Raw genomic sequence first — 21860 nt, forward strand, 5'->3', positions numbered from 1 at the left:
ACCACGGATGAGAGACGACAACGACATCACCAGCCTGTATCGCGAGTTCGGGGGCGATCCCCGCAACTATCGCGAGATCGGCCGCGAGGACCGGGCCCACGCCGCGCGCGGCCGCTGGCCGCTGCTGAGCCGCATCCGGCCGGGGCAGGCCGGCGTGCCGCCCGCCGCCGGCGATTCGCCCGCCGACCGTCCCGCGCAGGCCGCGGCCTGGCCGCTGGCGCCCGGCGCGGCCGTGTCGGCGCTGCCGTTGTCCCGGTTCTCGCCCGTGCGCCGTGGCGCCGCGGTGGATGCGGCCAAGGTGGCCGCGTTGATCCGGGGCGCGCGCGTGCAGCGTCCGGCGCTGGATGCGCTGGAGATTCCGCGGGCGCCCTCGCGGGAAGCGCCGTTGGCGCCTGCTGCCGAGCCGGTGGTCGCCTCCGCCGCGGCCATTGCTGCTGTCGCCCTCGAACCGCGGGTCAGCGCGCCGGTCGTTGCGCCGGCGCCGCCCGATGCCGCGCCCCGCGCCCCGGTCGCCGCCGAGCCTCCCGCGCGTTCCGCGCCGAAAGTCCTTATCGAACCCACTCTTGCGCCCGAGCGGCCTGCGGCGGTTGCCCCCGAGCCCGCGCCCGCCAGCGCCGCGACGCCGTTGCAAGGCGTCTTCGCGCGCCTGGCGCGGACGGCGCCCGCGGACGCGGCCCAGGATCCGCCATCTTCGAAAGCGGCGAAAAAATGAAAACCATCGCGATTGTTTCCGCCAAGGGCGGGGTAGGAAAGACCACGATAGCCGCCACGCTGGGCCTGGCCCTGAGCCGGGCCGGCCATTCCGCCCTGCTGGTGGACCTGGATCCGCAGAACGCGCTGCGTTTTCACCTGGGCGTCGAATCGCAGGCCGCCGAGGCCGGACTGGCGCGCGCCAGCCTGGCCAACATCCCCTGGCGCGAAACGGTGGTGCGGGGCGACGCCGGTCCCTACCTGTTGCCGTTCGGCCAGATCAATGAGGCGGACCGGCTGGCGCTGGAACAGCAGATGCGGCAGGACGACGCCTGGCTGGCGAACCACCTGCGGGCGCTCGATCTCGATCCCGATACCGTGGTGCTGGTGGACACGCCGCCGGGGCCGTCGAGCTATCTCAGCCAGGCGTTGCGCTGCGCCGACCTGGTGCTGGTCGTGACGCTGCCGGACGCCGCTTCCTACGCGACGCTGCCGCAGGTCGAGAACCTGATCGCGCAGTACTGCGAGGGGCGCCCGGAATTCATGGGCCATGCCTTCGTGGTCAACCAGGCCGACAGCGCCGCGCCGTTGGCCAAGGACACGCTGCAGGTGATGCGCGGCATCCTGGCCGACCGCCTGGCCGGCGTGATCCACCGCGACGCCACCGTCAGCGAGGCGCTGGCCTTCGGCGCCACCGTGATCGACCACGCCCCGCACAGCCAGGCCAGCAATGACATCGGCGTCAGCGCGCAATGGCTGCTGCGGCAATTGCGCGAGCCCCGGGAGGACCAGCCATGAAGTCGGTGACCAACGAGACCGCGGCGCACAGTCCGCGTCTCTCGCGCCTGAGCAACAGCCTGTTGTCCTGGCGCATCTGGAAGATGGGCTGGGTCCGGGTGTTGTCGCTGGTGCTGGCCGGCGTGCTGTCGGTACTGGCGGTGGCCGTCGAGATGGGCCTGCCGCAACAGATGATGTTCGCGGCGTTCTGTGTGATCGTGGCGCTGCTGCTGCACCGCGTGGGCGGACGGCTGGCGACGCTGACGCTGGTGATGCTGTCGGTCATCACGTCGTTGCGCTACATGTATTGGCGGGTCACGGACACCATCGGCTTTCACAATGTCCTGGACGCGTTCTTCGGCTACGGGCTGCTGCTGGCGGAAATCTACGCCCTGACGGTCATGCTGCTGAGCTATTTCCAGACGGCCTGGCCGCTGCGGCGCAAGCCCGCGCCGTTGCCGGCCGATCGATCCACCTGGCCGAGCGTGGACGTCTACATTCCCACCTACAACGAGCCGCTGGACGTGGTGCGCCAGTCGGTGCTGGCGGCGCAGTCGCTGGACTGGCCGGCGGACAAGCTGCGCGTCTACGTGCTCGATGACGGCCGCCGGCAGGCGTTCCGCGAGTTCAGCGAGCAGGCGGGCGTGGGCTACCTGACGCGCCCGGACAACAAGCATGCCAAGGCCGGCAACATCAACGCCGCGCTGACCAAGACCGACGGCGAATTCATCGCGGTGTTCGATTGCGACCACGTCACGGTGCGCTCGTTCCTGCAGATCTGCATGGGCTGGTTCCTCAAGGACAAGCGGCTGGCGCTGCTGCAGACGCCGCACGTGTTCTTCTCGCCCGATCCGTTCGAGCGCAACCTGGGCACCTTCCGCAACGTGCCCAACGAAGGCGAGCTGTTCTATGGCGTGATCCAGGACGGCAACGACCTGTGGAACGCCACGTTCTTCTGCGGCTCCTGCGCCGTGATGCGCCGCTCGTCGCTGGACGCGGTCGGCGGCGTGGCGGTCGAGAGCGTGACCGAGGACGCGCTGACCGCCCTGAAGATGAACCGCCTGGGCTTCAATACGGCCTACCTGGCGGTGCCCCAGGCCGCGGGCCTGGCGACCGAGAACCTGTCGCGCCACATCGGCCAGCGCACGCGCTGGGCGCGCGGCATGGCGCAGATCATCCGCACCAACAATCCCCTGCTGGGCAAGGGCCTGAAGATCGGGCAGCGGCTGTGCTACCTGAGCGCGATGCTGCACTTCTTCTTCGGCCTGCCGCGGGTGGTGTTCCTGACGGCGCCGCTGGCCTATCTGTTCTTCCATGCCAACGTGTTCCAGGCGTCGGCCATCATGGTGGCGGCCTACGCCTTGCCGCACATCGTGCTGTCCAACCTGACCGGTTCACGCATCCAGGGGCGCTTCCGCCATTCGTTCTGGAACGAGGTCTACGAATCGGTGCTGGCCTGGTACATCATGCGCCCGGCGCTGGTGACGCTGATCAGCCCCAAGACGGCGCTGTTCAACGTGACGGCCAAGGGCGGCATCATCCGCGAATCGTATTTCGACTGGACGCTGGCGCGGCCCTACGTGGTGCTGCTGGGGCTGAACCTGGCCGGCTTCATCGTCGGCGTGGTCAGCCTGGTGGCGGGGTACGGGGGCGTGGACGCGCGCCTGACCATCGTGCTGAACCTGATCTGGACCATCTACAACATTGTCATGACCAGCGCCAGCGTGGCCGTGGCCGGCGAGGTCCGGCAACTGCGCAACACGCCGCGCGTGGCGATCTCGCTGGCGGCCATGCTGTTGCTGCCCGATGGACGCACCGTCGCCTGCCGCACCAGCGACTACTCGCAGGGCGGCCTGGGCCTGGTGTTGCCGCCCGGGGTGCTGGTGCCCAACGGCATGCCGCTGAGCGTGTCGCTGTTCCGCAATGACGAGGAAGCGATGTTCCCGGCGCTGGTCACGTTCAGCCGCGGCGATCGCCTGGGGATCAGCTTCCAGTCGCTGACGCTGGAGCAGGAACGCGACTTGGCACAAATGACTTTTGGCCGTGCCGATACCTGGGCCAGCACCTGGGGCAACAACGCGCCCGACTCGCCGTGGGTCGCGTTGAGGCAGATCTCGAGCATCGGCGTCCGCGGTTTTTCGTTGCTGCTGCGCCAGTTGCGCGATCGCAGCCTTGCGGCCGTGCGCCGTCCCACGTCCGTGTCCACCAAAAACTAGAGGACGACAGAGCGATGAATCCCAGGCTTGATGCTTGGCCGCCCAGGCCTTGCCCGTCTCCCGCGCGGCCCGTCCTGCGGTGGCGGCTGCTATCGGCGTTGCTGGCCCTGGGGGCCGCAATGCCGGCCCTGGGGGCCGCAATGCCGGCCCTGGCCCAGACCGTGGCGGCCGATCCGGCGACCACGGCCACGACTGCCGCGGCCGCCGAGCCAGCGCCCGCGCTGCCGCCGGGAGCGCGGACCTATTCCGTGCCCCTGTCGCGCCTGAGCGGCCAGAGCGCGCTGCCATTGCGCGGCGTGGACGGCATCAACGGATTGGGCTTCAGCGCGCGTCGCGACCAGCAGGTCATCGGGGCGCGCGTCAACCTGGATTACAGCTATTCGCCCGCGCTGCTGCCGGACCTGTCGCACCTGAAGGTGTTGCTGAACGGCGAGGTGGCGGGCAGCGTGGCGCTGCCGAAGGAAGCCGCGGCCACGCCGACCCGCCAGACGGTCGAACTGCCGGTGCCGGCGCTGGCCGACTACAACCGGCTCGACGTGCAGCTGATCGGCCATTACACGCTCGGTTGCGAAGACCCGGTGCATTCGAGCCTGTGGGCCGACGTCGCCGGCCGCAGCACGCTGGAACTGACCGTGATGCCGGTCGACCTGCCCAATGACCTGGCGCTGCTGCCCGTGCCCTTCTTCGACAGCCGCGACATCCGCCAGCTGGTGCTGCCGATCGTACTGGGCCGCGGTCCCGATGCGGCGCGGCTGGAGAGCGCGGGCGTCCTGGCTTCGTGGTTCGGCGCGCTGGCGGGATACCGCGGCGCCAAGTTCGACGCCCACCTGCAGGACCTGCCGGCCACCGGCAACGCGGTCGTGCTGTTGCAGCCGGGCGATACCGTTGCCGGGCTGACGACGCCGACGATAGACGGTCCGTCGGTGGCGATGCAGACCAACCCGCGCGACCCGCACGGCAAGTTGCTGCTGGTGATGGGGCGCGACGCCAAGGAACTGAAGCAGGCCGCCGCTGCGCTGGCGCTTGGCAGCGAGGCGCTGTCCGGCCCGCAGGCGCGCATCACGCGCCTGGAGACGCCACGGCCGCGCAAGCCGTTCGACGCGCCCAACTGGCTGCGCAGCGACCGGCCGGTGGCGTTCGGCGAACTGGTGCCGACCCGCGACCTGAACGTCTCGGGCCATCGGCCGCCGCCCGTGCAGGTCAACCTGCGCGTGCCGCCGGGCCTGTTCGGCTGGCACAGCGATGGCGTGCCGGTAAACCTGGTCTACCGCTATTCGCCGCGCCCCGGCGCCAAGCAGTCGGTCATGGAGATGATGGCCGGCAACCAGCTGATCCGCAGTTTCGCGCTGCACGAAGGCCCGGGCGTCTACAACCGCCTGACCGGCGTGCCGGTCTCGGAAGGCAAGGCGCGGGTGATGGTGCCGACCTATCTGCTGCCGCCGCAGACGGCGCTGCAGTTCAACTACGTGTACGAATACGCCAAGCTGGGCGAGTGCCAGAACAGCATCCTGGACAACGTGCGCAGCGCGATCGATCCGGGCTCGACCATCGACATCTCCGGCCTGCCCAAGTACGCGGCGATGCCGGACCTGTCGCTGTTCGCCGATGCCGGTTTCCCGTTCACGCGCATGGCCGACCTGTCGGAAACCGCGGTCGTCATGCCCGAGGGCGCGGGCGTGTCGGACTTCTCGTCCTACCTGACCTTGCTGGGCGTGATGGGGCAGGCGACCGGCTATCCCGCCACCGGCGTCACCGTCACCCAGAGCGGGCAGGTCGCGGCGCAACGCGACAAGGACCTGCTGGTGCTGGCCTCCGGCGACAACCAGCCGCTGCTGGCGCAGTGGGGCGATGCGCTGCCGAGCGGCTTCAACGGCAAGGAGCGCCGCTTCAGCCTGTCGGGCTGGGTCGATGGCGTCGCGTCCTGGCTCGGCAACGATCCGCGCGACCGCAAGCGCCAGGCCGACATCCAGCTGGCCTTTTCCAGCGGCGGCGTCTCGGCCACGCTGGCCGGCCTGCAATCGCCGCTGCAGTCGGGCCGCAGCGCCGTGGTGGTGTCCGGCACCAGCGCCGATGGCCTGGCCAGCGCCGTGCAGGCGCTGCTGACCAGCCGCGACACCGAGAGCAAGGCCGACAACCCGCAGGACCGCATCGGCGGCAGCCTGACGGTGATCAGCGGCAAGGAGGCCTACACCCTGCAGGATGAGCAGAACTACTACGTGGGCACCTTGCCGACCTGGCTGGGCCTGCAGTGGTTCTTCGCACGCCATCCGCTCACGCTCGTGGGGGCGTTGCTCCTGAGCGCGCTAGTCATCGCCGTGTTGCTCTACCTGTCGCTGCGCGCCCGCGCTCAGCGCCGCCTGGGATCGTGATCATGCATAAGAAAATCCGTTCGACCCAACCGCCGGCCGCGCAGGCGACGCCGTCCCGTTCGCCGCGCCGCCGCGGCCATGCGCTCGGCCGCGCATCGCTGGCGCTGCTGGCCGGCTGCTCGCTGCTGGCCAGCGCGGCCGAGGCGCCAGGCACCGTGCCGGCCGCCGCACCGGCGCCGGCGCCGTTCGTGGCCGACCAGACCTACACCTTCAAGCAGCTCGGCGCGCAGTATCCGCTCAACCTGCGCGGCGTGGATGGCAGCAACACGCTGAACTTCAGCGTGCGCAACGATCGCGTGGTGACCGGCGCGCGGGTCGACCTGCGCTATGCCTATTCGCCCGCGCTGCTATCCGACCTGTCGCACATCAACGTGCTGGTCAACGACGAGGTGGCCGCCACCATTCCGGTGCCGCGCGAGACCGCCGGCAGCAATCTGCGGCAGACCATCGAGATCCCGCCCTACCTGATCACGCCGTACAACGACCTGCGCCTGCAGCTGATCGGCCACTACACGCTGAACTGCGAAGACCCGCTGCATTCGAGCCTGTGGGCCAACATCAGCAACCTGAGCACGCTGGACCTGGCGACCGCGGCGCTGCCGCTGCCCAACGAGCTGGCCAATCTGCCGCTGCCGTTCTTCGACCGTCGCGACATGCGCAAGCTGGTGCTGCCGTTCGTGTTCCAGGCCGAGCCGGACAACGCCACGCTGGAAGCCGCCGGCGCGCTGTCCTCGTGGTTCGGCGGGCTGGCGGGTTATCGCGGCTCGGACTTCCCGGCCGCGGTGGCGCAGGTGCCCAGCCGCGGCAATGCCGTGGTGTTCGCGATGGGCGCGGCCACCGCCGGGTTGACCCAGGCCACCGTGAACGGTCCGACGCTGGCCGTCGTCACCAACCCCAACGATCCCGAAGGCAAGCTGCTGCTGGTGCTGGGCCGCGACGGCAAGGACCTCAAGCAGGCCGCCGCCGCGCTGGCGCTTGGCAGCCAGACGCTGGCCGGCCAGTCGGCCGCCATCACGCGCCTGGCCGACGTCAAGCCGCGCCAACCGTACGACGCGCCGCGCTGGCTGCGCACCGACCGCCCGGTGCGCTTTGGCGATCTGATCGACCCCAAGCGCCTGAACGTGTCGGGCTTCAGCCCCGACACCATCCGCATCGACGTGCGCGTGCCGCCGGACCTGTTCGGCTGGCAGGAAAAGAAGGTGCCGATCGACCTGCGCTACCGCTACACGCCGCAGCCGACGTCGCTCAACTCCTCGCTGCTGTTCGGCGTCAACGGCGAGTTCGTCAAGTCGATGCCGCTGTTCGCGCTGGAACGCATCGAGGGCGGCGACAAGCTGCGCGCCGAGGTGCTGCCCGACGAGAGCCTGCCGATGCGCGCCCAGCTGGACGTGCCGCTGGACCTGCTGAAGGCGAATGGCCAGCTGCAGTTCCGCTACATGTACGACTACATCAAGCAGGGCGAGTGCCGCGACATCATCATCGACAACGTGCGCGGCATGATCGAGCCCGAGTCGACCATCGACTTGTCGGGCTATCCGCATTTCATCGAAATGCCGGATCTGCGCGCGTTCGCGCAGGCGGGCTTCCCCTTCACCCGCATGGCCGACCTGTCGGAAACGGCCGTGGTGCTGGATGACCGCGCCAACGCGGCGGCCTATTCGGCCTACCTGAACGTGCTGGGCCGCCTGGGCGACGCCACGGGCTATCCGGCCATCGGCGTGACCGTGACGCGGGCGCAGCAGGCCAGCGGGCAGGCCGGCAAGGACCTGCTGGTGATCGCGGGCGACACCGCCAATCCGCTGCTCAAGACCTGGGCGTCGCACATTCCCGGCAGCTACGAGTCGGGCGCGCACTTCGGCCTGTCGGACCTGATCTACCGCGTGACGGACTGGTTCCATGCCGATCCGCGCCTGGATCGGCGCGAGCCGCGCGTGGCCATGAGCTACACCGGCGAAGGCGTCAGCGCGATCGTGGCCGGTTTCGAATCGCCGCTGGCTGCCAAGCGCAGCGTGGTGCTGCTGGCCAGCAGCAAGCCCGACGGGCTGGACGCGGCCGTGGCCGCGCTGCGTGGCGGCGAAGGCTATGACAAGAGCGTGCAGGGCAGCCTGTCCGTGATCCGCGGCAAGCAGATCGACGCGCTGGTCGGCGACCAGACCTACACGCTGGGCCAGCTGCCGCTGCTCAAGCGCATCGACTGGTGGGTCTCGTCGCAGCTGCCGGGCTACACCCTGCTGCGCCTGGTGGTGATGGCGCTGGTCTGGCTGGTCGGCATCGCCGTGGCGCTGGCCGTGCTGCGCGCGCTGTTGCGCCGCCTGCGCAAGAAGGACGCCTGATGCATCCGGCCCGGCCCGCCCGCCGCCGTTCCGCCTGGCGCCAGCGTGCCCGGCGGGCGTTGCTGGCGCTCGGCCTGGCCGTGGCGGCGTCGGGCGCGGCGCGGGCCGCGCCGGCCTGCACGGCGGTGGCCTGGCCGGAGTGGTCGGCCTTCGTCAGGCACTTCGTGCAGCCCGACGGGCGCGTGGTGGATGCCAGCACGCCGCGCAAGATGAGCACCTCGGAAGGCCAGTCGTACGCCATGTTCTTCGCCCTGGTCGCCAATGACCGCGAGACCTTCGAGCGGCTGTGGCGCTGGAGCGTGGCCAACCTGGCGGGCGGCGACACCGCGCAGCGCCTGCCGGCCTGGTCCTGGGGCCAGCGCGACGACGGCGCCTGGGGCGTGCTCGACAGCAACGCGGCGTCGGATGCCGACCTGTGGTTCACCTATGCCTTGCTCGAGGCCGGCCGGCTCTGGCGCCAGCCGGCCTACACCCGCGACGCGCAGGCGTTGCTGGCCTTGATCGAGGGGCGCGAAGTGGTCCCGTTGCCGGGCCTGGGCAGCATGCTGTTGCCGGCGCCCGAGGGTTTCGCGCAGCCCGACATGTGGCGCCTGAATCCGAGCTACCTGCCCGTGCCGGTGCTGCGCCGGCTGGCGCAGGCCTCGGCGAAGGGGCCGTGGAACCAGGTGGCCAACAATACGGTGCGGGTGATCCAGGCGACCACGCCCAAGGGGTACGTGGCCGATTGGGTCGCGTACCGCCGCGTGTCGGGCGAGGGCGGGGCGCTGGGCCAGTACGAAAATGATCCGGTGCATGGCGCCAGGGGCAGCTACGATGCGATCCGCACGTATCTGTGGGCCGGCATGACGCCGGCCGGCGATCCGGCCGCCCGGCCGCTGCTGGCGGCGCTATCCGGCATGGCCACGGCCGTCGCCGCCACGGGCGTGCCGCCCGAGTCGGTCGATGTGGACAGCGGCCAGGCCCAGGGCCAGGGGCCGTTCGGTTTTTCGGCGGCCCTGTTGCCGTATTTCCAGGCGCGCGGGCAGAATGACCTGCTGCAGGGCCAGTTGCGGCGCGTGCGCGATGCCTGGGCCGCCAGCCAGAGCCCCGCGCGGCTGGCGGTTCAGCAGCCACCTTATTACGATTACGTACTCAGCCTGTTCGGGATGGGCTGGTTCGAGCAGCGTTACCGGTTCGGTGCCACCGGCCGTGTGTCATTGGAGTGGGAGAAGAAATGTCCTTGAACCGCCACAAGCTGGCCATCGGCGTTCTGGCCGCCCTGATGCACCAGAGTGGCTGGGCGCAACCGGCCGCCACCGCTTCGCTGCTGGAGCAGGGACGCTACTGGCAGAACCAGGGCGACGCCAAGCGCGCCGCGCAGGCCTGGGAAAAGCTGCTGCTGTCCGATCCGTCGCAGCAGGAGGCGATGTACGGCCTGGGGCTGGCGGCGGTGCGCGAGAAGCGCCTGGACGACGCCCAGGGCTACCTGGCCCGGCTCAAGCAGCTCAACGCCAACGGCACCTTCACCAAGCGCCTGCAGCAGGATATCGGCCTGGCTGGCGGCTCCGCCGCGGCCGACCTGGACCGCGCCCGCATGCTGGCGGCCTCGGGCGAGATCGACAAGGCGATGCAGGCCTACGACCAGGCCCTGCAAGGCCGCGAGCCGCAGGGCGAGATCGCGCTCGAGTACTACAGTTTCCTTGGCTATTCGGACAAGGGCCTGTCGCGCGCCATCACCGGCCTGCAGCGGCTCTCGCGCGAAATGCCCGGCAATCCGAATGTTCAGCTGGCCCTGGCCAAGCACCTGATCCGCGACGAAGACCGGCGTGCCGAGGGCGTTCGCATGCTGGCGCAGCTGGCGCAGCGCAAGGACGTCGGCGCCGACGCCGCCGAAAGCTGGCGCGCCGGCCTGATCTGGCTGGGCGCGCCCAACGCCAGCGAGAAGCCCCTGTTCGAGGCCTATCTGGCGGCGCATCCGGACGACAAGGAAGTGCGCGCGGTCTACGAGAATCCGTCGGCCAAACGCGGCGCGCCAGCGCCGGTCTGGCGCCAGGATGCGCGCCTGGCGCGCGGCTTCGCGGCGTTGAAGAACGGCGACCTGGCCGCGGCCGAGACCGCGTTCCAGGAAAAGCTGCGTGCCACCCCCAACGACCCCGACGCGCTGGGCGGCCTGGGGCTGGTGCGCATGCAGCAGGACCGCAACGCCGAGGCCCAGGAACTGCTGTCGCGCGCGGCGGCCCGTCCCGGCGCCGGGCGTAACTGGACCCGCGCCCTCGCCGGGGTGCGCTACTGGAACCTGCTGGACCAGGCCGAGGCGGCGCGCCAGCGCGGCGACAGCGACGGCGCGCGCAAGCTGCTGGAACAGGCCATCCGCCTGGACGGCAACGCCACCGGCGCCTACAACGCCATCGGCCGGGCCTATGCCAGCGCCGGCGACATGGCCAATGCCGAGAAGACCTATCGCTACGTGCTCGCCCGCCACAAGAATGATCCCGAGGCGGTCCGCGGCCTGGCCGACGTGCTGGCCCAGACCGGCCGGGCCGAAGAGGCCCTGCGGCTGGTCGATGCGCTGCCGGCGGGGCAGGCGGGCGATGTCAGCCGGCTGCGCGCCGCCGTCATGGCGGGCCAGGCGCGCGAGGCGGAAAAGCGCGGCGACACGGCCGGCGCGCGCCGCATGCTGGAAGACGCGCGCAGGACCGACCCGCGCAATCCCTGGACCACCTACGAGCTGGCGCGGCTGCTGCTGCGCGGCGGCGAATCGGTCCGCGCGCAACAGATCATGGATGAAACGCTGCGCGCGCAGCCGGACTCGGCCGACGCGCTGCATGCCAGCGCGCTGTTCGCGTCCGAGCGCGGCGAATGGGGCCGCGCTTACGACACCCTGGCGCGCATTCCCGAGAACCGCCGCACTCCCGAAATCACGCGCTTCCAGCGCAACGTGTGGGTGCACGAGCAGGCGGCCCAGGCCGCGCGCCTGGCGCAGTCGGGTGACACGGCGCAGGCGCGTCAGCGCCTGGCCGGCCTGCAGGCCACGGCCGCCGGCGATCCCGAATTGCTGGGCGCCATCGCCCAGGCCTATATCGATGCGGGCGACACGCCGCAGGCGCTGGCCGTGATGCGGCCGCTGGTGAATGGAAGCCGTCCGGCGGGCCCGGATGTGCTGATCCCGTACGCCAGCGTGCTGCTCAAGAGCGGCGATGACGCGGGCACGGCGGCGGTGTTGCGCCAGGTGCAGAAGCTGCCCATGGATGCCGACCAGCATCGCAGTTTCCAGGACCTGGTCAGCCTGTACACCGTGCGCCAGGCCGAGGCCATGCGCCAGCGCGGCGACCTGGTGGCGGCCTATGACATCCTGCAGCCGGTGCTCAAGCGCCGGCCCGACGATCCCCTGGCCCAGGGCGCGCTGGCGCGCATGTACGTCGCCGCCGGCGACCGCGACAAGGCCCTGGCCATCTATCGCGGCCTGCAGGCGCGCGATCCCGACAACGCGCAGTTGCAGATCGCCGTGGCCGGCATCGCCGCCGAGGCCGACGACTGGCGTTCGGCCGAAGCCTCGATGGACAAGGCGCTGGCGCTGGCGCCGAACGATCCCGACGTGCTGGCCGGCGCGGCGCGCATCTACCGCTCGCGCGGCAAGACCGGACGCGCGGCCGAGCTGTACCAGCAGGCCATCGCCGCCCAGCAGGCGCGCGGCGGCGGCACCATGGTGACCAGCGCCGCGGCGCCCGGCGGTAATGCCGACGGCAATCCGTTCGTCGGCCTGCCGGGCCAGCGGTCGCGCTCCACTCGCGCGGCGCAGGTCATGGGCGAGGCCCTGAACGACCCGCAGGCCGCCACCTATGGCGCCGGCTACGGCGCGGGTTACGGCGCCAGCTATGACGGCGCGCCCGCGGCGTCGCGCCAGGAACCCTACGTCATCGCAGGCGCGCAGGATCCGCGCGCCGCCGCCAACGCGCCTGCGGGCGGCGCGGCATATGGCGGCGGGCGCGGCGCGGTGGCGCCCTCCTTGCGGCAGGAGCTCGACGAGGTCAGGCAGGAACGCAGCGCCGAGGTCCGAGTGGGCGACTTCGTCCGTTCCAACAATGGCGAGGCCGGCATGAGCAAGCTGACCGAGATCGACTCTGCGATCGAGGCCCTGATTCCGGCCGGCGATGGCAAGATCTCGCTGCGCGCGACTGCGGTGATGTTGGACGCCGGTCGCCTCGGCGATGGCTACGCCAGCAACAGCCGCTTCGGTGGCGGGCCAGTGGCCGCCGGGGCGCAGCAACTGGGGCTGGTGGGCGATGCCGGCAAGCAGCGCGATACAGGCGTGGGCCTGTCGGTCGGCTACACCATGCAGGGCCTGAGCGCCGACATCGGCACCACGCCGCTGGGCTTCGAGTATTCGAACGTGGTCGGCGGCGTGCGCCTGAACGGCCCCATCGACCGCGGCGCGGGCACCTGGTACAGCGTGGACCTGTCGCGCCGCGCGGTGACCGACAGCCTGGTGTCGTTCGCCGGCGCGCGCGACGATCGCACCGGCCAGCGCTGGGGCGCGGTCACGGCCACCGGCGTGGGCGGCCAGATCGGCATGGACAACAAGGACTACGGCGTCTATGCCTACGGTTCGTGGCGCAGCCTGGACGGCCACAATGTCGAGTCCAACAGCCGCACCGAGGTCGGCACCGGCATCTACTGGAACCTGACGCGCGACACCGACCGCATGCTGACGGCCGGCCTGAACCTGGGCGCCATCTTCTACGACAACAATCAGCGCTTCTTCACCTACGGCAACGGCGGCTATTTCAGCCCGCAGCAGTTCTACGCGTTGAGCGTGCCGGTGACCTGGGCGCAGCGCGATGGCCGCTTCACCTACAAGCTGCAAGGCTCGGTCGGCCTGCGTCATTTCAAGGAAGACGGCGCCGACTATTTCCCGACCAACGGCGGCATGCAGGCGGCGGCCAACACGGTCAATCGCGCCGTCTACGGCGCCTCGGCGACCTACGAGGGGCAGTCGCGCACCGGCGTGGGCTACAACCTCGCGGCCGCGGGCGAGTACCAGCTGTCGCCCAATCTGTTCCTGGGCGGCACCATGGCCATGGACAACGCCACCGACTATCGCCAGTACGTGGGCGGGCTCTATCTGCGCTACGCGTTCTACCCGCAGACGCGCCCGCTGGACCTGCCGGTCAATCCCTATCAGTCGCCGTACGCCCGCTAGGGACGTTTCATCAAGGAGTATTGCCATGCTGACTTCTCTTTTTGCCGGAATGAGCATCCTGCTGATCGGCGACAGCCATCTGGCCGCGCCGGGCTACCTGATCACGACCCTGCAGGACGACCTGGTCAAGCAGGGCGCGGTGGTGCAGACCATCGGCGTGTGCGGCAGCAATGCCGGCGACTGGCTCAAGGCCACGCCCAGCACCTGCGGCGGCGCCGAGCGCCTGAACGGCGGCCAGATCGTGCTCAAGGGCAAGGACGCCAGCACCACGCCGGTGACCGACCTGATCGCCGCCAAGAAGCCCAACCTGGTGGTGATCGTGCTCGGCGACACCATGGCCGGCTACACCAATCCGTCCTTTCCCAAGACCTGGGCCTGGCAGCAGACGACCGCGCTGACCAAGGCCATCTCCGGCACCGGCACGACCTGCGTCTGGATCGGTCCCAGCTGGGGCACCGAGGGCGGCAAGTACAACAAGAATTTCGCGCGGGTCAAGCAGGTGTCGGCCTTCCTGGGCAGCAACGTGGCGCCTTGCGCGTACATCGATTCGACCCAGTTCTCGACGCCCGGCCAGTGGCCCACCACCGACGGACAGCACTACACCAACACCGGCTACAAGGCCTGGGGCGACGCCATTGCCAAGCAATTGGGCGACCTGCCGCAGGTCAAGGCGCTGCAGAAGAAATGACGCGCGCGATCCCCGCTACCAAAGGACCACGGATGAGCATCCTCCTGTCGCGCGGCCTGGCCGCCCTGTCGTTCGCCCTGGCCGCCGGCGTTGCCGGCGCGGCGCAGATCCAGCTCTATGAAACCGGCCCGGCCGAGGACGCGTCGTTCGTGCGCTTCGTCAACGCCGGCGCCGAGCCGATGGCGGTGAGCGCCAAGGGATCGCAGGCGCGCATCCAGCTCGATGCCGCCCATCCCGCGTCGGATTTCATGCCGGTCAAGGCGGGCGCGAAGATGCAGGGCCTGCTCGAAAGCGCCGGCCGCAAGCAGGAGGTGGATATCTCGGTGCAACCGGGTGAATTCGCCTCGGTGGTCGGCCTGCCCGGCAAGGACGGCCTGCAGACGCGCATCGTGCGCGAGCAGCCCGAGGACTTCAACGCGCTCAAGGTCTCGGTGGGTTTCTACAACCTCGACCCCGCGTGCGCCGACGCCGGCCTGCTGGCCGTGCCGCGCAACCTGGCGATGTTCGAGCACGTGGCCGAGGGCGCGGTCGCCCGGCGCCTGGTCAATCCCGTGTCCCTGAAGGTGCGCGCCAGCTGCGGCGGCCAGCCCGCGGGGCAGGAACTGGACCTGGGCGCGCTGCAGGCCGGGGACCGCCACACCGTGTTCCTGCTGCCGTCGGCGCAGGGTCCGCGCCTGCTGCACGCGGCGGACCAGACGGCCCGCTGATCCGGCCCATGACCGGCGGGGGCGCGGCCCCCGCTTCGATAACAATATCTCCGGCCACCCTCCGCCATGGTCTTCGCGTCCCTCGAATTCCTGACGCTGTTCCTGCCGCTGTTCCTCGTCGTCTATGCCCTGACGCCGCAGCGCGCGCGCAACTTCGTGCTGCTGGTCGGCAGCTGGACTTTCTACAGCTGGCTCAAGCCCATCTACCTGTTGCTGCTGGTCGCGGTGACCGTGGTGGCGTGGGCCGGCGGCCTGATGCTGGAGCAGCTGCGCGCCGGCCATCGCCGCAAGGTGCTGCTGACCCTGCTGCTGGCGGCCAATGTGGCGGCGCTGTGCTGGTACAAGTACGCCAACATCCTGGTGACGACGTTCAACGACATCGCCGCCATGGCGGGCGCCGTGCCGCTGGCCTGGGAACGGGTGGCGTTGCCGGCGGGCCTGTCGTTCTTCGTGCTGCAGGCCATCTCCTATCTGGTGGACGTCTATCGCCAGGACGTGCGCGCCGAACGCAACTTCATCGACTTCGCCGCCTACAAGGCCATGTTCGGCCAGCTGATCGCCGGCCCCATCATCCGCTGGGCCTGGGTCGAAAAAGAGATCGCCCATCGCACCATGGATTGGCGCAATTTCTGCCTGGGGGCGAGGCGCTTCATGGTCGGCATGAGCATGAAGGTGCTGGTGGCCGATACGCTGGCGCCGGTGGTCGATGCCGCCTTCGCGCTGCGTTCGCCGTCGCTGGCCGACGCCTGGATCGGCTGCGGCGCCTACACCCTGCAGCTGTTCTTCGACTTCGCCGGCTATAGCGCGATGGCCATCGGCCTGGGCCTGATGATGGGCTTTCACCTGCCGGAGAACTTCAACAACCCCTACCTGGCGCGCAGCATCCAGGACTTCTGGCGGCGCTGGCACCTGTCGTTGTCGAGCTGGATCCGCGACTACCTGTACATCCCCATGGGCGGCAATCGCCTGGGCGTGTGGAAGACCTACCGCAACCTGCTGCTGACCATGGGCATCGCCGGTCTCTGGCACGGCGGCGAAAGCTGGAACTTCCTGCTGTGGGGCCTGGCGCATGGCGCCGCCCTGGCCGTGGCCCGTGCCTGGGGAGGCAATGGCCTGCCGGCGCTGCCGGGCTGGCTGTCGCGCATCGCGACGCTGCTGTTCGTCATGCTGGCCTGGACCATCTTCCGCGCGGTCGACTTCCATGCCGCGGTGGCCATGTATCGCGGCCAGTTCGGCCTGAATGGCATCGGCCTGGGCGATTCGATGTCGTACGTGCTGCGGCCGACCCACTGGCTGGCCGCTGCGCTGGGCATTGTGTGCGTCATCCTGCCCGCCTGGCAGCCGTGGTGGTCGGCGCGGCCGGCGGGCATGCTGCGCACGGCCTGGAGCGCGGTGTGGCCGGTCGCCGGCTTCCTGCTGGCCTACGCGCTGATCGCGGCGCGCGGCGCCGTGCCTTTCCTCTACTTCCAGTTCTGAGGCCGGAGACGATGAGCGTCCATCACGACACCCCGGCCCGGCCGCCCATAGCCCATGCTTCCGTGGCCAACCGCCGCGCCAGCCAGCTCGCCGGCGTGGCGCTGGTGCTCTTCATGGCCGGCGCCATGCTCAGCAACATCTGGTGGAGCCTGGATCACGACGTGCTGCCCGACGACACCTCGCTGCCGCGGGTGCTCGATGGCGGCGTCACGCACGACCTGTCGTTGCGGCTGGCCGACATGGCATTCAGCAGCGAGGCCGCGCGCCTGCAACGCGGCCTGGGCTGGCTGACGCTGGCCGACCTGGGTCCGCGGGTGCGGCGGGGTTGCGACGGCTGGCTGTTCCTGGGCGATGAACTGCAGCCGCATCCGGCCGCCCGCGAGAACCAGGCCGAGCGCGCCCGCATCGTGGTGTCGCTGCGCGACGCGCTGGCCGCGCGCGGCATCCAGCTGCTGGTGGCCGTGGTGCCGGACAAGAGCCGCATCGAGTCCGAGCGCCTGTGCGGCCTGCACCGGTCGGCGGGCTTCGAGGACCGGCTGTCGAGCTGGGTCGGCGTGCTGCGCGCGCAGGGCGTGGCGACGGTCGACCTGAGCGCCGCGCTGCGCGGCGTGCCGCAGGACGCCTACTACCGCAACGATTCGCACTGGACCGAGGCCGGCGCCGGCGCGGCCGCCCGCGCCGTCGCCGACCAGGTACGCGCCAGCGGTGTCGCGCTGCAGGCGCCGCAGCGCTGGCGCGTCGCTGCCCAGCCGCCCGCGCCGCGGCCCGGCGACCTGGTGCGGCTGGCCGGGGTCGATTGGCTGCCGCTGGCCTGGCAGCCGCGCGCCGAAGTGGTCGCGCTGCATACCTACACGCCGGAGGCCGCCGCCTCGGCCGGCGATGCCGACGACCTGTTCGGCGACAGCGCCTTGCCGTCGCTGGCGCTGGTCGGCACCTCGTTCTCGCGCACCTCCGAGTTCCTGCCGCAGCTGTCGCAGGACCTGGGCGTGGCCGTCGGCAACTTCGCCCGCGACGGCGGCAAGTTCGGCGGCTCGGCGCAGACGTACTTCAAGAGCCCGGCCTGGAAGCAGAGCCCGCCGCGCCTGCTGATCTGGGAAATGGACGAGCGCGACCTGGGCGCACCCCTGGCCGCCGAGGACCGCGTGGGGTTCTGAACGTTGCGGCGTCCCTGTCCGCGACAGCCCGGTCCATTGGGGGGGAAGTAATATATCGGCGGCATGAGCAGGTAGGCGCCGATCATCGCGCCAAGCCTCGTGTCACGGAGAGACGAAGAACATCATGCGAGGTTTCAGGAGCGCGCTCGCGCTTGGGTTGCTGGCCGCGATGCCCATGTTGGCGCAAGGGCAGGACCAGCGCCGGGCCGAAACGCCGGCCGCGGCCGAGGGTTCCGCCGCCGCGCCGGCAAAGCCGGCGGGCAGCATCGCGCCCGCCACCGACCCCGCCACCCTCGGCCGCAACATCCTGAACGCCGGCCCCGACCCGCGCGTGCGCCTGGACGGCCTGTCGCTCGACCACGCCGCCATTTTCGGCACCGACGACGAAGGCGAGCAGGCCGTGCTCGACAACGAGCGCGCGTTGCAGGTGCAGCGTGATCAGTTGCAGGTGCTGGAGCGTCTCCTGACGCAGAAGCCGGCCGCGGCGGACCCGTACCCGCCGGCGATGATTCCCCTGAACAGTGGCGCGCCGATGAACATGGCGCCGCTCGCCCCGACGCCTTCGGGCTCGCAGCTGGGCGGCGCCGCGCAACGTAGCGTCGACCAGATGCAGCGGCGGGTCAACGATCTGCGGCGCGACGCCGACACGATGCGTCAAAGCGGACGCTAGGCACGCGCCCGTTCCCGCAGCCGTCCGGCGATCCCGGTCGGGAAGTAATACACCGACAGCACGAACAGGATGCCCAGCCACAGCAGCCAGCGGTCCGGCTCGAACAAAAGCGCCAGCGGCGCCACGCCGGCGACGGCGTCGTGGATCACGTGCAGCCCGTCCTGCAGATAGCTCTGCGCGAACACGAACAGGCTGGCGCCGATCACCGCGCCGTACATCGTGCCCATGCCGCCGATCACCACCATCAGCAGGATGTTGAGCATGATCTCGAACGACAGCGACGTGTCCGGGCCGTTGTAGCGCAGCCAGAGCGCGTACAGCGCGCCGGCCAGCGTGGCGAAGGCCGCCGCCAGCAGGTTCGACAGGCTGCGGTACAGCACCGTGCGGTAGCCGATGGCCTCGGCGCGGAAGGGGTTCTCGCGGATCGCCTGCAGCACGCGGCCGAACGGCGAATTGACGATGCGCAGCAGCATCAGGAACAGCACCACGCAGACCGCGGCGATCAGGTAGTAGGTGATGATGCGGCCATCGATGCTCACGCCGAACAGCGGCTCGGAGAACGGCCGGTAGGCCGGGCGCAGCATCTGCGGCACCTTGAAGTTCAGGCCGTCCTCGCCGCCGGTCAGGTCGGACAGCTGCGACACCAGCGTCTGGAACGCCGCCGCGACCGCCAGCGTGATCATGGCGTAGAAGATGGCGCGCACCCGCAGGCTGGCCAGTCCGATCACCAGCGCGAACACCAGCGACACGGCCAGGCCGGCCGCCGTCCCCGTCAGCACCGACAGCCAGCTGGCGTCCATGCGCATGCTGGCGATGGCCACGCCATAGGCGCCGATGCCGAAGAACATGGTGTGGGCGAAGCTGACGATGCCGGTGTAGCCCAGCAGCAGGTCATAGCTGGCGACCAGGATCACGAACACCAGGATCTTGGCCGCCACGGCCAGCGACTTGGGGCCGGGAAACAGGAACGGCGCCGCGGCCAGCGCGAGGACGATGGCGACCAGCAAGACCGCCAGCAGCGTGCTGCGCGGAGGATCGCCGGAAAGCAGGCGGAAGGACATGGGGGCGATTCCTAGCGATTCGTGACCGGGTACACGCCCTGCGGGCGCCACAGCAGGATGGCGACCATCAGCGCGATGTTCGAGAACAGCGCGGCCTTGGGCATCAGGAAGCCGGTGTAGTTGGCCATCAGCCCGACCAGCAGCGCGCCGATCAGGCAGCCCACGGTCGAGCCCAGCCCGCCGATCATGATGACGATGAAGATCAGCACGTTCACCTGCGCGCCCAGCTGCGGCACGATGGACTGCTGGTACAGCCCCCACAGCACGCCGCCCAGGCCGGCCAGCATCGAACCGGCCACGAACACGCCGACGAACAGGTGGCGGATGCGGTAGCCCAGGCTCTCGACCATCTCGCGGTCCTCGACCCCGGCGCGGATCAGCAGGCCGAGCTTGGTGCGGTTGAGCAGCCACAGCATGCCGCCCAGCACCGCCAGCCCGACCACCAGCGCGACGATGCGGAATTTCTCGATGGCGGCGTCGCCGATCAGCAGCGCGCCGCGCAGCGCGTCCGGCAACGGCAGCGACAGCGTCTGCGGCCCCCACAGCATCTTGATGATCTCTTCGCCGATGATCATGCCGCCCATGGTGATGAGGATCTGCTTGAGATGCTGGCCATAGACCGGCCGCACGATCACGCGCTCGAATGCCACGCCCACCGCGCCGGCCACCAGCATGCCGACGATCATGGCGGGCAGCACCGCGGCCAGGTTCAGCCACAGGCTGCCGGTCTGGGTCCAGTCGGACATCGCGCCGAGCACCGTGGCCGCCATGTAGGCGCCGATGGCGATGAACAGGCCGTGGCCGAAGTTCAGCACGTCCATCAGGCCGAACACCAGCGTCATGCCGGACGCGACGATGAAGATGATCATGCCCATCGCCAGCCCGGCGAAGGTCAGCGTCACCCAGGTCGAGAACGAGCCGACCAGCGGCAGCGCGATGGCGGCCAGCGCCAGCACCAGCAGCACCGGGCGCAGGTCGGCGCGGGTCTGCGGCAGCGGCGTATCGATATCGGCGGCGCTCATTGGTGCGCTCCCAGCGACAGGCCCAGCAGGCGGGTCTGCAGCGCGTCGTCGTGCGCCAGCTCGGCCATGCCGCCGGCGTGCACCACGCGGCCGTTGTCCATGACCGCGACGTGGTCGCCCACCTGGCGCGCGAAATTGAAGTTCTGCTCCACCAGCAGGATGGTGGTGGAGGCCTGCTTGAGTTCGATGAAGGCGTCGATCATGTTCTGGATGATGGCGGGCGCCAGGCCCTTGCTGGGCTCGTCGACCAGCAGCAGGCGGCGCGGCTCGATGATGGCGCGCGCGACCGCCAGCATCTGCTTCTGGCCGCCCGACAGCTTGCCGGCGGGGTACAGCCAGAATTTCCTGAGCGCGGGAAAGAAGCCGAAGATCCACTCCAGCCGCGCGCTGTCCAGCTGCGCGGCGCTGCGCGCCTGGCGCGCGGCCAGCAGGATGTTCTCTTTCACCGACAGGTCGGCGAAGATGCCCATGTTCTCCGGCACGTAGGCGATGCCCTGGCGCGCCATGTCGGGCGGCGAGGTGCGCACGCCCGGGCCGCCGACCGCGGCGCCGTCAAAATCGATGTGGCCCTGCGTCGCCTTCCACAGGCCCATGATGGTGCGCAGCGTGGTGGTCTTGCCGGCGCCATTGCGGCCCAGCAGCATGGTGACGCCCGCGGCCGGCACCGACAGGTCCACGCCGTGCAGGATGTGATACGCGCCGATGTGCGTGTGCACGTCCTTCAGTTCCAGCAAGGCGGTCGCGCTCATGTCGTCTTCTCCGGCAGGGCGGCGCCCAGGTAGGCCTGCTGCACGATCGGCGAGGCGATCACCTCGGCCGGTTCGCCGTCGGCCATCAGTTCGCCGTTGTGCAGCACCACGATGCGGTCCGCCAGTTCGCGCACCACGTCCATCTTGTGTTCCACCAGCAGGATCGTCTTGGACGCATCGGCCTTGATCTCGCGGATCAAGTCCAGCACCACGGGCACGTCGTCCACGCTCATGCCGGCGGTGGGTTCGTCGAACATGAACACCTGCGGTTCCAGGGCGATCAGCATGGCGATCTCGAGCTTGCGCTGGTCGCCGTGCGGCAGGTCGGCCGCCGCCTGGTCGCGGCGAGCCGTCAGCCGGGTGCGTTCGAGCAGCGCGTCGGCGCGCGCCAGCAGCGCCCGGTCATCGTCCCAGGTGCGCCAGAAGCGGATCTGGCGCCAGCCCAGGCCCTGCTGGCGCGATTGCAGCGCCAGCCGCACGTTCTCGCGCACCGACAGGCGCGGGAACAGCTGCGTCAGCTGGAAGGCGCGTCCCAGGCCGGCATGCATGCGCGCCGGCGCCGACAGCCCGGTCAGGTCGCGGCCGTTCAGATGCACCGATCCGGCGCTGGCGCGCAGCTGCCCCGAGATCAGGTTGAAGTAGGTGGTCTTGCCCGCGCCGTTGGGCCCGACGATGGCCGTCAGGCTGCCCGGCGCGAAGCGGCAGCTCACCGCGTTGACGGCCACGTGGCCGCCGAAGCGGATCGTGAGCGATTGGGTTTCCAGCATGA

At 70.1% G+C, this 21860-nt stretch carries 16 protein-coding genes; 12 read left to right on the forward strand and 4 right to left on the reverse strand.

Features of this window, described 5'->3' with window-relative positions; genetic code table 11:
• Window positions 1-7 precede the first annotated feature (7 nt).
• The 12 genes from bcsP to I6I07_RS07880 all read left to right on the forward strand — a co-directional run bounded on the left by bcsP (window position 8) and on the right by I6I07_RS07880 (window position 18259).
• Entirely contained in the window at window positions 8-712 is a 705-nt protein-coding gene (gene bcsP, locus I6I07_RS07825) for a cellulose biosynthesis protein BcsP (protein ID WP_198486225.1), read from the forward strand.
• Entirely contained in the window at window positions 709-1488 is a 780-nt protein-coding gene (gene bcsQ / locus I6I07_RS07830; protein WP_198486226.1) for a cellulose biosynthesis protein BcsQ, read from the forward strand. The genes bcsP and bcsQ overlap by 4 nt, the downstream gene beginning before the upstream one ends.
• Window positions 1485-3683: a UDP-forming cellulose synthase catalytic subunit gene (gene bcsA, locus I6I07_RS07835; RefSeq protein WP_198486227.1), complete on the forward strand. Its 2199-nt coding sequence runs from the start codon at window positions 1485-1487 to the stop codon at window positions 3681-3683. The genes bcsQ and bcsA overlap by 4 nt, the downstream gene beginning before the upstream one ends.
• A gap of 140 nt (window positions 3684-3823) precedes the next feature.
• Window positions 3824-6052, forward strand: a complete 2229-nt coding sequence (gene bcsB, locus I6I07_RS07840) for a cellulose biosynthesis cyclic di-GMP-binding regulatory protein BcsB (protein WP_232625941.1) — start codon at window positions 3824-3826, stop codon at window positions 6050-6052.
• Between the two features lie 2 nt (window positions 6053-6054).
• Window positions 6055-8385, forward strand: coding sequence for a cellulose biosynthesis cyclic di-GMP-binding regulatory protein BcsB (gene bcsB / locus I6I07_RS07845; protein ID WP_198486229.1), 2331 nt, complete (start codon window positions 6055-6057; stop codon window positions 8383-8385).
• Window positions 8385-9608: a cellulose synthase complex periplasmic endoglucanase BcsZ gene (gene bcsZ / locus I6I07_RS07850; protein WP_198486230.1), complete on the forward strand. Its 1224-nt coding sequence runs from the start codon at window positions 8385-8387 to the stop codon at window positions 9606-9608. The genes bcsB (I6I07_RS07845) and bcsZ overlap by 1 nt, the downstream gene beginning before the upstream one ends.
• Window positions 9599-13564 (forward strand): cellulose biosynthesis protein BcsC, encoded by a 3966-nt coding sequence (locus tag I6I07_RS07855; protein ID WP_232625943.1) that lies wholly within the window; start codon window positions 9599-9601, stop codon window positions 13562-13564. The genes bcsZ and I6I07_RS07855 overlap by 10 nt, the downstream gene beginning before the upstream one ends.
• 25 nt (window positions 13565-13589) lie before the next feature.
• A complete protein-coding gene (locus I6I07_RS07860) occupies window positions 13590-14252 on the forward strand; it encodes an SGNH/GDSL hydrolase family protein (RefSeq protein ID WP_198486231.1) in 663 nt (220 codons plus the stop codon).
• A 32-nt stretch (window positions 14253-14284) separates the two neighbouring features.
• On the forward strand, window positions 14285-14959 hold the full coding sequence (locus I6I07_RS07865) for a cell division protein FtsQ (protein WP_198486232.1): 675 nt from the start codon (window positions 14285-14287) through the stop codon (window positions 14957-14959).
• Window positions 14960-15025: 66 nt separating this feature from the next.
• Window positions 15026-16435, forward strand: a complete 1410-nt coding sequence (locus I6I07_RS07870; RefSeq protein ID WP_198486233.1) for an MBOAT family O-acyltransferase — start codon at window positions 15026-15028, stop codon at window positions 16433-16435.
• An 11-nt stretch (window positions 16436-16446) separates the two neighbouring features.
• Entirely contained in the window at window positions 16447-17589 is a 1143-nt protein-coding gene (locus tag I6I07_RS07875) for an alginate O-acetyltransferase AlgX-related protein (protein ID WP_198486234.1), read from the forward strand.
• Window positions 17590-17713: 124 nt separating this feature from the next.
• Complete coding sequence (locus tag I6I07_RS07880; protein WP_232625945.1) at window positions 17714-18259, forward strand: hypothetical protein; 546 nt, start codon at window positions 17714-17716, stop codon at window positions 18257-18259.
• On the opposite strand, the gene I6I07_RS07885 is transcribed toward I6I07_RS07880, so the two are convergent.
• From I6I07_RS07885 to I6I07_RS07900, 4 genes are read right to left on the reverse strand one after another with little or no spacing between them, the layout of a single operon-like run.
• Window positions 18256-19320 carry a branched-chain amino acid ABC transporter permease gene (locus I6I07_RS07885; protein WP_198486235.1) on the reverse strand — a complete coding sequence of 355 codons (1065 nt, stop codon included), beginning with the start codon at window positions 19318-19320 and terminating at the stop codon, window positions 18256-18258. The two genes, I6I07_RS07880 and I6I07_RS07885, sit on opposite strands and share 4 nt — an antisense overlap.
• Window positions 19321-19331: 11 nt before the next feature.
• Window positions 19332-20342, reverse strand: a complete 1011-nt coding sequence (locus I6I07_RS07890) for a branched-chain amino acid ABC transporter permease (RefSeq protein ID WP_198486236.1) — start codon at window positions 20340-20342, stop codon at window positions 19332-19334.
• Window positions 20339-21091, reverse strand: coding sequence for an ABC transporter ATP-binding protein (locus I6I07_RS07895; protein WP_198486237.1), 753 nt, complete (start codon window positions 21089-21091; stop codon window positions 20339-20341). The genes I6I07_RS07890 and I6I07_RS07895 overlap by 4 nt, the downstream gene beginning before the upstream one ends.
• Window positions 21088-21858: an ABC transporter ATP-binding protein gene (locus I6I07_RS07900; RefSeq protein WP_049077248.1), complete on the reverse strand. Its 771-nt coding sequence runs from the start codon at window positions 21856-21858 to the stop codon at window positions 21088-21090. Before I6I07_RS07900 ends, I6I07_RS07895 begins: the two co-directional genes overlap by 4 nt.
• Window positions 21859-21860: the final 2 nt, after the last annotated feature.

The organism is Achromobacter deleyi (assembly GCF_016127315.1).
GTDB lineage: Bacteria > Pseudomonadota > Gammaproteobacteria > Burkholderiales > Burkholderiaceae_B > Achromobacter > Achromobacter insuavis_A.